Genomic DNA, 12160 nt, shown 5'->3' on the forward strand with positions numbered 1-12160 from the left:
CATGGTCGACCCGCCAGAGACGCTCGGCAGTGGCGTGCAGCGAGAGCGAGCGAACGCGAGCGTCGGGGTGGTCGGCGAGGGCGTCCGCCACCCTGTTGCAGCCGGGCTCGTATTCGAGAGCGAAGACGAGTTCGCGCATACCCCGTCTAAGGCCTGCTACGACATAACCCATGGCCTGCAGCGTTGTCGACCAGTAGATCTCAGATTACGTCGTCAGGGTCGTGAACTTCCTGCATTCGCTGTGCTTCGGCCGCGTATTGCTCCTGGAGGTCGGGGTCATCGACCATGCCAAGATTGCCGGGTTCAGCATCGACTGCTGCTGTCGTATCTCGGACGTCGGTGAAGGACGTGAGTGCGCGTTCCTTCCGATAGTACTGTTCTCCATCGGGTGTTGCGTAGGTGAGGATGATCAGGTTCTGCTCGTCATCGGAGTACGTCCGTTCGACAAGCCAAACACGAACGTCATCTTCAGACTGATTTGACATACTTAGACATCCCCCGATATCCACTAAGGGATTGGTGTTACGGCTTGCCGAGACTCGCTGTCTCGAAGGGTGATTCTCCGGTCGGAATGAGGAGCTCCTGTCGGTCTCCGACTCGCTCGGCCAGCTTCTGTTTCAGGTACTGTCTCGCCGTCGACGCGTGAAGACGCCCTTGTCGAACATATCGCCGACGACGTCTTTGAGGGCCGCGAACTGGCCCTGCAGGTGGCCGTCGCCGACCGGCTCGCCGTCGTACCAGCGCACCGTCGCGAGCGCGCCGTTCCCGACCGTCTCTCCCTGTTCGACTGTCTCCGAATCGTACTGCAGGCCGAACCATAGTGTCCGGTAGGCGGTCACCTCGAAGGTCGGTGACACCACGTAGAACGCCTCGTGGTGGAGGTAGTCGAGATGGTCCGCGACGATCTCGTCGAGGGTAAGCCCGGTGGCGCGGGGCTTCGGCTCGACGACCGTCGATGGGCGGTCTTCGCCGGCGAGGTAGCCGTCGACGGCATCTGCCTCAAGGCCATCGGCCAGTTCCGCCAGCAGCTGTTTCGCCCACTTGGAGTCGGTGTCGTCGCCACCGAACGGCGACTCAGCCGAGATTCGGTGCTTGAGCTTCAGGTTGGCTGCGCCCCAATGAGAGTAATGAAGCGTGTACTGTCCGTCAGTTCGTTCGTACGCAACGAGTGCGCGGTGGCCCATTGAACAATCACCTCGTAGGACGACCCACGACTGGATCGCCCCGCACCCCTCCCAGGGGACGAACAACGCTACTCGTCGATCAGGTCGGGGGAACTGAGGTCTGCGTGGAGGACTTCGCCGTCGCGGACGACGTACCGTTTGGCCAGCACGGGAAATCGGCACTTGGTAAATCCGGCCGTCTGGATGTCGAATTCTTCGTTCGGTTCGAGATACTCCGCGAGCGACCGGAGGAACTCCACAACCTCGGAGGATAGATTTGATGCGTGCCTTCGAATCAGTTCGAAATGAACTGGAAATAAATCATAGTTGACCTCTTGTACCCCGTCAATATCGACGGCACCGACAGGGCGCTCCGACGACTCATACAACGGCATAGATGTGTCCGTAGACGTTGCCGCAGATTATGACTGATGGGTCACGGTCGGTTCTCCAACGACTTCAGAGGCTGTGGAGATCGATATCGACCATTGGAAACACGATTACCTTGCTCCATATGGCAGTTGACGCGGGATGGGCGAGATTCTTGTTTGAGTATTTGGGTTGGCGGTTGTAGCTCGATACTTGGACAACTCTGAGGGGATGGTTTGCGTGGGGTACTCTCATATCGATGTCGGCGAGTTAGGTGATGGCGCTACCAAGGTACCCAAGGAGCCCAACAGTATATCGCGGTAACTCTCATTACGAGTGTGAGGGGTACACCGCCGCGTTCATACCCCTTCGACGGAGAATAGGGTGGCGTCTCTGAGAACAGCCTGCACGCGGCGGTGCCAAGCGTCAGCGAAGGCCTCCCGTTGCTGGTCGCTTGCCGATCCGTCGAGAATCCTCTGGAGGTTCCCGATTGCGGGTCCACCGCTAGGAACGTCGCTGACGTGGTAGGCCACTTCGACGGTCTCGTCCGTGTCGGTTCGCCGGAACCGGAACGTCGGGTCCGCCGTGTCCGGGTCGAACCCGTCGAAGCACAGGAGGTCGCGGCGGCCGCCATAGCCGCCGGCGAGCCCGCTGAATCCGTCATCGCCGGTCGCGCCAGTCACGTACGAGATGATACGGCTCATCACGCCGTACGCAGCATCCTCCTGCGGGCCGGCCGTCTGGACCTCGATTTCGCTCCGGACTGGATAGTCGTCGGGATACAGGGCGTCGAGCCCGAGCTGGACGATCCGGTAGGCGCCCGAGGCAGTCGGACAGGAGTGTCCTGCCTCTTTCACCGCGTCTCTATAAGCGATGACGAACGGCTCGCCCGGTTCGAGGACGTCGAGGGCCTCCGCGACGGGGTCGCGGATTTCGATCGGCTCGACGTCGTAGTCGACCTGCCAATTGGTTCTCGTCTGGGTCGTGTCAGTCGCAGTCGAATTCGATGTCATGAGTTGTGGTTGTGATCGTGTCTCGTGGTCAGTAGCGGAGCAGTCGCATCCCGTTGAGGATGACGAGGAGGACGCTGGCCTCGTGGACCAGCATTCCCGACGCGAGGGTGACGTAGCTGGTGAGCACGCCCGCGAGGAGGACGGTCACGGTCAGCACCGCGATCCCGACGTTCTCGAGGACGTTCCAGCGCGTCGCCTTGCTGAGTTTGACCGCGTACGGGATGCGTTCGAGGTCGTCGGCCATCAACGCCATGTCAGCCGTTTCGATAGCGGTGTCCGTTCCCGCAGCACCCATCGCGATGCCGACATCGGCAGTGGCCAGCGATGGCGCGTCGTTGATGCCGTCGCCGACCATCGCGACGACGTGGCCGTCGGCCTGGTAGCCCTCGATGACGGACTGCTTGTCCTCGGGGAGGAGTTCGGCACGGTACTCGTCGATACCGACCTCCTCGGCAACGGCAGCGGCCGTCCGATCGTTGTCGCCGGTGAGCATCACCGTCTCGATGCCAGCGTCTTGGAGCGCCGCGACGACCCCAGGAGCGGCCTCCCGGAGCTCGTCCCGCATCGCAATCGCGCCGATGATGTCCCCGTCCCGAACGACGTGGACGACTGTCTCGCCGCGCCCCTCACGCTCGCGGACGTAGTCGGCGACCCGATCGGGGACATCGACGTCGCGGTCGTCCAGCAGCGCGCGGTTGCCGACGACGACTTCCTGGCCATCGGCATGGGCGATGACGCCCTTGCCGGCGACCACGTCGAAGTCGTCGGGATCGGGGACCGACCTGCGCCCCACGTCCGTATCGTCCGCTTGGGCGACCGTCGCTCCACCGTCCGTCGCAGCCGTCTGGCGTTCGCGGGCCATGTCGACGATGGCGTCCGCGAGGTGGTGTTCGCTCTTCTTCTCGGCGGTCGCTGCGAGCGAGAGGACGTCGGCGGCGGCGACGCCGAACCCCTCGATGTCGGAGACGGTGGTCTCGCCCTTCGTGAGCGTCCCCGTCTTGTCGAAGGCGACGAGATCGATCTTGCCGGCGCGTTCGAGGTGTTCGCCGCCCTTCATCAGCACGCCCGACCGGGCGGCGTTACCGATGGCCGAGACGATGCTGACCGGTGGCCCGATGACCAGCGCGCCCGGACAGCCGATGACCAGCAGCGTCAGCGACAGGATCGCGTTCTGCGTGACCGCGTACGCGCCGATAGCCAGGGCAATGACGGCCGGCGTGTAGTACTTCGCGAACCGGTCGATGAGACTCTCCGTGGGCGACTGAGCCTCCTGGGCCTCCTCGACGCGACGGATGATCCGTTCGAGAGTCGTATCCGATCCCGCTCCCGTCGTCCGGATTTCTAGCGCGCCCTCCTGGTTGACCGTCCCGGCGTACACCTCGTCGCTGTCGGCCTTGTGGACGGGCGCGCTCTCGCCGGTGACCGGCGCCTGGTTGACTGCGCTCTCGCCGTCGACGACGGTTCCGTCGACCGGGATCTTCCCGCCCGGCTTTACGACGACGACTTCGCCCTCTTCGACATCGCGGGCGGAGACCTCTTGGAGTGTCCCGTCGCGACGGACGGTCGCCGTGTCGGGCGTCATCTCCAGTAGCTCCTGAAGTGCCGTCCGGGTCTTCCGCATCGTCCGGCCTTCGAGGTAGCTGCCAAGGCTGAACAGGAAGACGACGGCGGCGGCTTCCCAGTACTCCCCGATGACGATAGCACCGATGGCGGCCAGCGTCACCAGCGTCTTGATGCCGAGCGTCCGGTTGGTGACCTCGTGGTAAGCGGTCTTGGCGATGTCGTAGCCACCCACGACCGTCGCGAGGACGAGGATGGCGGCGCTTGCCATCTCGAAACTCGTGAGGTAGCCGAGACTCCAGCCACCGCCGTACAGCAGGCCGCTCGTCGCCGTGACGATGGCCTTCCGGTGGTTCCGGTAGTACTGCGTGATCGATTGTTTGTTCATAGTGTTAGGCGGGCTGGGGAGTGTACCCCTGGTTTTCGATGGTCTCTGCGAAGGCGTCGGGGTCAGTGACGCTGTCGTCGTACTCGATCTCGACGCGGCCGGTCGCGTAGTGGACTTCGACGTGCTGGACGCCGTCGACGTTCGACAGGGCGCGTTCGACGGTACTCGCGCAGGTCGGGCAGTCGAAGTCGAGGACGCGGAATTGGGTTGTGTCGCTCATTACAGTTTGAGATAGTGCCCGTACCTCAATAAGTATTTTTTAGATGATATGTTTGAATTCGGATACGGGTCGTTGGAACAGTCAAACGGGTCGTCTAGGGCTTTCGCTATCGCGGGTCCATCCTGTACTGGATACCTCGACAGACACCTACCCGACTCCTGCCCCGCTACCTTTTCCCGCGTGCTCGCGCTCAGTTCTCGTATGAGTGATTCCGATACCGACCACCGTCTCGACGACATCGCGGTGCGAGACACTCGGATTTCGGACGCCATCGACGAGCCGATGCGGGCGATGGTCCTCGACATTCTGTCCGAGGAAGCCCTAACTGCGACCGAGGTCCACGAACGCCTCGACGATCGCGGCATCGACCGGACGGAGAACACGGTCCGCCATCACATCAACGAGCTCCGGGATGCGGGCCTCGTCGACGTCGTTCGCTTCGAGGAGGGGCGTGGTGGGACGACGAAGTACTACCACGCGAACACGATCGTCCTCTCGTACTCACTACCAGATTCGGCCGACGCCGCCGTCGAGGAGATGATCGACGCTGCCCAGCCCCAGATCACGGACGCGCTCACTACGCTCACCGACGAGTACGACGACGCTATTGAGGAGATCGTCGAGGATATGCAGCCCTGCGAGCACTGCCAGACCCAGAAGTACGAGACGTACGTTCTTCTGACCGTCCTGCGACGTGCGTTCGTTCGCGCCCACAGAAATTCCTGAGGGGGAACCACCCCTACGCTGGCAGGGTCTTAGAAGGAGAACCGATCACGCGCGGATTGCATCGCGAGGCGAGTCAGGAGTCGCGCAGGGCCACGCTTTGGGAGGTCCCGTACAGTCTCGATGCTGGTCGGCGGTTCACTACCACCAATGTCTAACTCCCAGCCTGTCTCGTCCATGAAGCGTTCGACAGCCTGATTTACTCGCTGTCGCACGTCGTCCGAGTCCATTGTCTCGGGCACACCATTCCGGAGGACGACGTCGCCGTCAACGATCACTGTCTCGACGTCGGCCGGCACCGCGTTGTTCACGACCTGTGCAGGAATATTGGTCCGTGGCGTGAACTTCGGTTTGTCGACGTCGAGGAGGATAATATCCGCGCGCTTTCCCGCTTCAATACTGCCGATCTCGTCGCCCATCCCCAGCGCGCGTGCGCCTTCAATAGTGAGCATTCGTATCAGTTCCATCGAGTCGAACTGCCCGGCTGAACGCTTGAGATTTGCCGCCAGCCGAGCTTGCCGCGCTTCACCGAACATGCTGTACGAGTCGTGCCAGTAGTGGTCGTCAATCCCTACTCCGACGTCGACGCCGGCGGCTCGAAGCTCGGGAACGGGCGTCCACTGCGTCTCCCCGTCCGGATTCCAGTAACAGAAGACGGACGGGCAGTGCGCAACAGCCGCGTCCGCCTCGGCGGTTCGCTGGATGTCCTCTTCGTCGGCGAGGCGGAAGTGAGCAGCGACCAGTCGGTCGTCCAGGAGTCCAACGTCGTCGAGCAATCCCACCGAGTCCTCGCCACCGTTCGCTCGTGCCATCGTGTTACTCTCCTCGAGTTCGAGCAAGTGCGTGTGGACGAGCAGGTCCGGGTACTCTGCGGCGAGGGACGCGGTCCGTTCCCACAGCTGCCTGGTACACGACCAGTCGTCGTGCGGGCAGATCGTCGCCCTGATTCGGCCCTCGTACGTGTCGTGGTACGTTTCGACGAACTCGCGAGCACGGGAGAACTGCTGATCGACTGGTTGGTCCCAGAAGAGGTCCGAGATCGCCGGGCCGAAAAATCCGCGGAGCCCTGCTTCCCCGAACGCCTCTGCACCTGCGGCAGGCCGTGCGTCCATCGAGTTCACGGTCGTGACACCGCCCAAGAGGAAATTGAGCGCTGCGAGCTCGACGCCTGCCTCGACGAGGTACTCGAATTCGCCGTTCCCTAATCTGTTAAACAAGGCCGTCCCACTCCCAAGCATCTCCGTCAGCTCGAGTTCGCTAAACGCACCGATGAGCGGTGTCATCTCCAAGTGCGTGTGGGCGTTCACCAACCCCGGCATCACCAGTTTCCCGTTCCCGTCGATAACGGTGGACGCTTCTAATTCTCCGTCTCCTGCACGTGATGGTCGGACTTCTTCGATACAGCCATCGGTGATGCATACTGTGCCGCGCTCGTACAGGCGGTTCCGCTCGTCGGCTGTGAGAACGAGTGCATCATGGATTGCCAGATCGACAGCCATCGTAAATTAGGAAGTGGATGTGACAGTTACCGTACTGGACAACCGAGCAGGCCGGCGAAGGCTGTTCTTCCAGGTGGTGTTCCCCTCATTTGGGATATCATCGGTCTCTACTGGTCCCATTAGCCTCTAATACGTCGGCGTGATTTAATCAGATTCCCCTTTTGAATCTGAAGTCGGATTCCGTGGAGCTTGTGGAGGTTTGCAATGTTTTCCCCTCTTCACGATAGATCATCTATGGCCGACGGTTACGATGCCATAGTACTGATACCCTCATAGGCAGTATATTCTAATCAAAACCGCAATAGATGATCCCTACAATGATACACCTATGCAGGCGACGATAATCGACGGAGTTCTTGAATCCCTTCGTATCGGTGTCGGATTTCTCTGGACGGCGGCGTGGGCGATCATCATGGGCCTCACGATTACGAGTCTGGTCCAGGTCTACGTCTCGAAGGAGCGGATGGCACAGGTGCTGGGTGAGGGCGATCTAACTGGACTTACCAAGGCGACTGTGTTCGGAGCAGCAAGCAGTGGCTGTAGTTTCGGCGCCGTCGCCATCGGGAAGGGCCTGTTCAAGAAGGGGGCGCACGCGGTGAACTTCCTCGCGTTCATGTTCGCGTCGACGAACCTCATCGTCGAACTAGGGCTGATGATTCTCATCCTGCTTGGCTGGGAGTTCCTCGTCGCGGAACTGCTCGGCGGCCTGATTCTCATCGCCGTCATGGCCGCCATCGTCCACCTTACGCTTCCCGAAAACCTGTTTAACGAAGTCCGCGAGAAGCTCAACGAGCGCGACCGCCAGGCGGGCGTCACGGAAGATCCCACCTGCGGGATGGAGGGGAAAGACGAGTACACGCTCACGACCGACGGCGGTGAGACGCTCAAATTCTGCTCGGAGGGCTGTATGGAGACCTATCGCCAGGAGACGTCGAGTAGCGGCGGGTGGCGTGACGAGTTGCTGTCGTGGGGTGGCTGGTACAAGGTCGGGAATCAGTACCGCAAGGAGTGGTCGATGATCTGGAAAGACATCGTCGCCGGCTTCCTTATTTCTGGGTTCGTCATCGTCTTCGTCCCGCAGTGGGTGTGGAACACGCTGTTCATTCAGGGCGACGGCCTGCTCGTGACTGCCGAGAACGCCGTCATGGGCGTCATCATCGCCGTCCTCAGTTTCGTCGGCAGTATGGGCAACGTCCCGTTCGCCGTCGCGCTGTGGGGCGGTGGCGTCAGCTTCGCCGGGATCATCGCGTTCGTCTACGCCGACCTCATCACCGTGCCCGTGCTGAACGTCTACCGGAAGTACTACGGCTGGAAGATCATGCTGTACATCCTTGGCGTCTTCTTCGTGACGATGGCGTTCACTGGCTTCCTCATGGAGTTGCTGTTCGACGCCCTCGGCATCGTACCAGATCTGGCCGGTGGCGAGACGGCGACCGAACAGACGTACTTCGAGCTCAACTACACGTTCTACCTCAATATTATCGCCTTCGCGCTCTCCGGGTTCCTCCTGTATGTCTACCGACGTGGAATCGGCGCACCAGGTCAGTATCGTGATCCGGTGTGTGGCATGCGGACCGACGATGAGGGGCCGAGTGCGTCCAATGATGGGATGACGTACTATTTTTGCTCGAAGACCTGTAAGCGGGCATTCGAGGAAGAGCCCACGGAATTTGCTGATCAAAGCCCGCAGATAACAAACCACGATCACGATCACTGATAGATGTACTGTGGTTCATCCGCTGTGAAGCACTTCATCATCGCACCTTCAATCCGCAATTGTCACACCTGTCGCGCCAAAATTGATTGTATGAGCAGTCAGATATCGAAACAAGGGGATGTCATATGAACCAACGTCCAGCGGATACCGTCGTTGGTGTGCTCCTTGGGTTCGTCCTCTTGGCTGGCGGACTACTCAGTTGGCGGGCCTATCAACAGCGTCGCGCTATCGAGCAGTCGATGGGGCCGATGATGGACTCGTCTATGGGGGCGATTCACGGTCCAGATCCTCTCTGGTACGTGGTTGGAACCCTTCTGGTCGCAGGCAGTATCGGTGGCATCTATTACGTGGTTCGAGGGAATCTCATCGATTCGACAACCGACTCAGCGGATCACATCGACCCCGATCAGGTATCGGAGGCAACGCCTACATCGATAGACGATGACGCCTCGCCGGCGACGCCTATCAATCCTGAATCGGATCCGCAAGCGCGCGTTCTCGATCTCTTACCGGATGATGAACGACGCGTCCTTGAACCCGTCCTGAACTCGCCTGGAATCACGCAGATCGAACTTCGGGATCGATCTGAGTTCTCAAAGAGTAAAGTGAGCCAGACCGTGAGTTCACTCGAGGAGCGCGGGCTGCTGTATCGGGAACGACAGGGTCGAACCTACCGCGTGTATCCGAGTGATGACCTGCAGAACTAACAGACGTAGAAATTCATACTAACACTACCCATCATGTCACAAGCAACACTCGAAACTGATCGCATTAGCCGGGTTCTCAAGTCAAGCACGTGGCTCAATCTCCTCCTCGCCGCACAGTTGATCGCCGGGTTGGTGTACGCATATTTCACAGGAGATATGGGGAGCCGGTGGACCCATTTCGTCCTTCCATTTATTTGGTTCACCGCCTCAGTCTGGGTGATCTGGCACACTCGACCTGTAACGAAACGTCGAGTGTATCGTATTGGTGCCGCACTTGTCGTTGCTCTATATCTCATCGTGATGTTTTATTTTTCAGGATTACTTGGACCGAGCACCTCTCATTTCGGGCAGCTCACTGGACCAAGCGGCTTCGGAATAACGTGGGGTCGATCTTTGGGATGGAGTCCGGTCTTCGTCTATACAGGTGACCTGATCACGGTCTCGCTCATTCCTTACCAAGCGGTTGGCCTGTTCGCGCTGGCGTATCTCGTCTATGATGCATTGCTTGATTTCTCGCAGTCGGCAGTCGGAGGAATAGTCGGGATTGTGGCGTGCCCTGCCTGCGTTAGCCCGTTGTTTGCCGTACTACTTGCAGGCGGACTGAGTGGTTCTTCAACGATGTTATTGCTTGGTGCGTATGGCTACGAAATTGCGACCGTTCTGTTCCTCATGACAATTGGAATCCTCTACCATCGTCAGGCACTCACGAGGCAGTATCACCAGTTCCGAGGGAACTGATCCATCTCGTTCGTGGTCAGCAATACCCGAGCCTCCCTCGCCGCCTGAACCGTGGTTATTGTCTGGATCGCCGCAATGAGGTGAACAGTCTCGACGGATCCCCTTTGCTCTCACCATTCCTCTGATCCTTTCGAATTCGGCAGGTATGAACGATCCCGTCAGTAGAAAACGTTTAGATGGCGTTATAGACGTTCTTGAACGCTCTCCTGTTTGAGTTCACTCCCACGAAGATAACTCCGAACCCACCGTATGACTACTTGAGGCGAAAAACAATGACCAACCGAAACCTCGGACGATGGCTGCTCGTGGTGCTCGCGATTGTCGGACTCGCGTTTGCCGCCCCGGTAGTTAGCGCACACGGTGACGAACCGATCCAGGGGAACGAGACGGCAGCTGAAGGGACGCCAGCCGATGGTAGTGCAGCAGACTGGGCGGCCTGGATGGAAGGTCACATGACCGACTACATGGGCCCGAATGCCGTTGACGAGATGGAAGCGCACATGGGCGTGACCGTCGACGAGATGGCCCAAGATATGGCGGACGACAATCACACCGCGACGGGGATGAACGGACAGGGGTACGGCTGCTAACGATCCCTGTTCGGATCCTCGTCTGACACGATAGATATTCGACTTACTGACTCAACGATCACAATGACACACTACACCAACACTCTCGGGCGGACGACTCGTCGAATCGCAATACTAGCGGTTCCGCTGTTGATTGTAGCAACGGGCACCGCAGCGGCTCACGGTGGTGGAGGCTACGGCGGCGGTATGATGGGTAGCGGCGGTTGGGGGGTCTTCAGCGGTGGAATGGGCCTCTGGAGCTTCCTTTGGATGGGGCTCCTAATCGTCGTCCCGCTCTATCTCGTCTACTCACTCCTCAACAGAGATTCTGAGAGGAGTGATAGTCGGCCGCTTTCGGTTCTTCGTGAGCGTTACGCTCGCGGTGAACTCTCCGATGAAGAGTTCGAACGTCGACGAAAGCAACTCGAGTAGTGCCCATGACCGAAATAGAAGGAGCATCGTCGAGAAAAAATTCTCGTCTGCCAGTTGGGGCGACGGGACCGAACGCTTAAGTGCGTAAACAGAATACAGTATTACATGAGTTACACAATACAAACCAAGATTGATGGAGAGTTCGACGATGTCGTCGACGCAACGAATGCCGCGCTCAAAGACGAGGGATTCGGTGTTCTCTGTGACATCGACATTCAGGCGACGCTCAAGGAGAAACTCGGTGAGGAGTTCCGCCAGTATCGCATCCTCGGTGCGTGCAATCCTCCGCTGGCATACGAAGGGTTGAGTGTAGAAACTGAACTCGGTGCGCTCTTGCCCTGTAACGTCATCGTCTACGAGAACGATGGCGGCGTCATCGTGGTGAGTGCGGTCGACCCGGAACAGTTAGTCGGGATCGCTGATAACGACGCGCTTGACTCCGTCGCGACCGAGGTCAGCGAACGATTCGACCGCGTACTGGCAGCCGTAACTGACGAGTTCGGATCCGCATCGGAGGCCTGATCTCTGATGGCATCATCGGATCAACTGGATACGACGACGATACTGCTCATCGTCCTCGGAGCGTTCATCCTCCTTCCCTTGCTCACAATGGGTATGGGGTTCGGTGGGATGATGGGATACGGAGGAATGATGGGCCAGTACGGTACCACAGGTGGTTGGTGGCCCCTCATCGGGATGCTCGTCCCGGTCATCTTCCTCCTTGCGCTTCTGGGCGGTGGATATCTCATCTTCCGGCGGATGAGCGAGACACAGACGTCTCATAATCCCGCGATGGAAGAGTTACGTCTGGCGTACGCTCGTGGCGATCTCACGGACGAAGAGTTCGAAGCCCGACGAGAAAAGCTCGAACAATCAGAGTGACCACTACCCAAACCGCGTTTCACCCGTTTGAACACCTGCGGATCGACTCGAGGGTATCGAAACCAACCGTTCGGCAGCATCGTTCCGTTACATCGAAATGGTGTGCTCGATTCAGCATATGGTTATGAGTAGTAATGGGAACAAACGACAAGTTCGGAGTGAGTCACGTCCGAAGTCTTC

14 protein-coding genes and 2 pseudogenes are annotated in these 12160 nt (G+C 59.4%); 9 read left to right on the plus strand and 7 right to left on the minus strand.

Annotated features, from left to right (window positions below; all coding sequences use genetic code 11):
- Positions 1-200: 200 nt before the first annotated feature.
- The 3 genes and pseudogenes from GJ633_RS02145 to GJ633_RS02155 all read right to left on the minus strand — a co-directional run bounded on the left by GJ633_RS02145 (position 201) and on the right by GJ633_RS02155 (position 1423).
- The gene (locus GJ633_RS02145) at positions 201-485 is read right to left on the minus strand and encodes a hypothetical protein (protein ID WP_006183450.1); all 285 of its coding nucleotides are present in this window, start codon (positions 483-485) and stop codon (positions 201-203) included.
- Positions 486-522: 37 nt separating this feature from the next.
- A pseudogene (locus GJ633_RS02150) lies at positions 523-1184 on the minus strand (DUF6735 family protein).
- A 68-nt stretch (positions 1185-1252) separates the two neighbouring features.
- A complete protein-coding gene (locus tag GJ633_RS02155; RefSeq protein WP_231741205.1) occupies positions 1253-1423 on the minus strand; it encodes a hypothetical protein in 171 nt (56 codons plus the stop codon).
- 155 nt (positions 1424-1578) lie between these two features.
- Between GJ633_RS02155 and GJ633_RS17560 the strand changes: the two are divergent.
- Positions 1579-1856 (plus strand): annotated as a pseudogene (locus tag GJ633_RS17560) (site-specific integrase); the annotation flags it as partial.
- Positions 1857-1891: 35 nt separating this feature from the next.
- Here the strand turns inward: GJ633_RS17560 and GJ633_RS02160 are convergent.
- Genes GJ633_RS02160 through GJ633_RS02170 form a run of 3 tightly spaced genes read right to left on the minus strand, consistent with a single transcriptional unit; the run spans position 1892 to position 4713 of the window.
- Positions 1892-2545, minus strand: a complete 654-nt coding sequence (locus GJ633_RS02160) for a hypothetical protein (RefSeq protein WP_006186940.1) — start codon at positions 2543-2545, stop codon at positions 1892-1894.
- A 28-nt stretch (positions 2546-2573) separates the two neighbouring features.
- Complete coding sequence (locus tag GJ633_RS02165; protein ID WP_006186939.1) at positions 2574-4493, minus strand: cation-translocating P-type ATPase; 1920 nt, start codon at positions 4491-4493, stop codon at positions 2574-2576.
- A 4-nt stretch (positions 4494-4497) separates the two neighbouring features.
- Positions 4498-4713: a heavy-metal-associated domain-containing protein gene (locus GJ633_RS02170; protein WP_004048661.1), complete on the minus strand. Its 216-nt coding sequence runs from the start codon at positions 4711-4713 to the stop codon at positions 4498-4500.
- Positions 4714-4914: 201 nt separating this feature from the next.
- Here GJ633_RS02170 and GJ633_RS02175 point away from each other — a divergent pair, with 201 nt between their 5' ends.
- Entirely contained in the window at positions 4915-5439 is a 525-nt protein-coding gene (locus GJ633_RS02175) for a helix-turn-helix domain-containing protein (protein ID WP_004048660.1), read from the plus strand.
- 29 nt (positions 5440-5468) lie between these two features.
- Here the strand turns inward: GJ633_RS02175 and GJ633_RS02180 are convergent, their stop codons facing one another.
- On the minus strand, positions 5469-6935 hold the full coding sequence (locus GJ633_RS02180) for an amidohydrolase family protein (RefSeq protein WP_050051507.1): 1467 nt from the start codon (positions 6933-6935) through the stop codon (positions 5469-5471).
- 328 nt (positions 6936-7263) lie between these two features.
- On the opposite strand from GJ633_RS02180, the gene GJ633_RS02185 reads away from it, so the two are divergent.
- The 7 genes from GJ633_RS02185 to GJ633_RS02215 all read left to right on the plus strand — a co-directional run bounded on the left by GJ633_RS02185 (position 7264) and on the right by GJ633_RS02215 (position 11980).
- A complete protein-coding gene (locus GJ633_RS02185; RefSeq protein WP_049986199.1) occupies positions 7264-8652 on the plus strand; it encodes a permease in 1389 nt (462 codons plus the stop codon).
- A 125-nt stretch (positions 8653-8777) separates the two neighbouring features.
- Positions 8778-9359 carry a MarR family transcriptional regulator gene (locus GJ633_RS02190; protein ID WP_004048657.1) on the plus strand — a complete coding sequence of 194 codons (582 nt, stop codon included), beginning with the start codon at positions 8778-8780 and terminating at the stop codon, positions 9357-9359.
- A 33-nt stretch (positions 9360-9392) separates the two neighbouring features.
- Positions 9393-10097: a hypothetical protein gene (locus tag GJ633_RS02195; RefSeq protein ID WP_123624180.1), complete on the plus strand. Its 705-nt coding sequence runs from the start codon at positions 9393-9395 to the stop codon at positions 10095-10097.
- 272 nt (positions 10098-10369) lie between these two features.
- A complete protein-coding gene (locus tag GJ633_RS02200; RefSeq protein ID WP_004048656.1) occupies positions 10370-10687 on the plus strand; it encodes a hypothetical protein in 318 nt (105 codons plus the stop codon).
- 63 nt (positions 10688-10750) lie between these two features.
- Positions 10751-11098, plus strand: coding sequence for an SHOCT domain-containing protein (locus GJ633_RS02205; protein WP_049986201.1), 348 nt, complete (start codon positions 10751-10753; stop codon positions 11096-11098).
- A gap of 105 nt (positions 11099-11203) precedes the next feature.
- Positions 11204-11620, plus strand: coding sequence for a DUF302 domain-containing protein (locus GJ633_RS02210; RefSeq protein ID WP_094529646.1), 417 nt, complete (start codon positions 11204-11206; stop codon positions 11618-11620).
- Between the two features lie 6 nt (positions 11621-11626).
- Positions 11627-11980 (plus strand): SHOCT domain-containing protein, encoded by a 354-nt coding sequence (locus tag GJ633_RS02215; RefSeq protein ID WP_049983674.1) that lies wholly within the window; start codon positions 11627-11629, stop codon positions 11978-11980.
- Positions 11981-12160: the final 180 nt, after the last annotated feature.

Origin of the sequence: Halorubrum sp. CBA1125, from assembly GCF_009742825.1 — an archaeon.
In the GTDB taxonomy this organism is placed as follows: Archaea; Halobacteriota; Halobacteria; order Halobacteriales; family Haloferacaceae; genus Halorubrum.

Coding starts and splice junctions, on each gene's coding strand:
- GJ633_RS02145 (WP_006183450.1), bottom strand. CDS start 485: ATGTCAAATCAGTCTGAAGATGACGTTCGTGTTTGGCTTGTCGAACGG.
- GJ633_RS02215 (WP_049983674.1), top strand. CDS start 11,627: ATGGCATCATCGGATCAACTGGATACGACGACGATACTGCTCATCGTC.
- GJ633_RS02190 (WP_004048657.1), top strand. CDS start 8,778: ATGAACCAACGTCCAGCGGATACCGTCGTTGGTGTGCTCCTTGGGTTC.
- GJ633_RS02205 (WP_049986201.1), top strand. CDS start 10,751: ATGACACACTACACCAACACTCTCGGGCGGACGACTCGTCGAATCGCA.
- GJ633_RS02200 (WP_004048656.1), top strand. CDS start 10,370: ATGACCAACCGAAACCTCGGACGATGGCTGCTCGTGGTGCTCGCGATT.
- GJ633_RS02170 (WP_004048661.1), bottom strand. CDS start 4,713: ATGAGCGACACAACCCAATTCCGCGTCCTCGACTTCGACTGCCCGACC.
- GJ633_RS02195 (WP_123624180.1), top strand. CDS start 9,393: ATGTCACAAGCAACACTCGAAACTGATCGCATTAGCCGGGTTCTCAAG.
- GJ633_RS02175 (WP_004048660.1), top strand. CDS start 4,915: ATGAGTGATTCCGATACCGACCACCGTCTCGACGACATCGCGGTGCGA.
- GJ633_RS02210 (WP_094529646.1), top strand. CDS start 11,204: ATGAGTTACACAATACAAACCAAGATTGATGGAGAGTTCGACGATGTC.
- GJ633_RS02160 (WP_006186940.1), bottom strand. CDS start 2,545: ATGACATCGAATTCGACTGCGACTGACACGACCCAGACGAGAACCAAT.
- GJ633_RS02185 (WP_049986199.1), top strand. CDS start 7,264: ATGCAGGCGACGATAATCGACGGAGTTCTTGAATCCCTTCGTATCGGT.
- GJ633_RS02180 (WP_050051507.1), bottom strand. CDS start 6,935: ATGGCTGTCGATCTGGCAATCCATGATGCACTCGTTCTCACAGCCGAC.
- GJ633_RS02165 (WP_006186939.1), bottom strand. CDS start 4,493: ATGAACAAACAATCGATCACGCAGTACTACCGGAACCACCGGAAGGCC.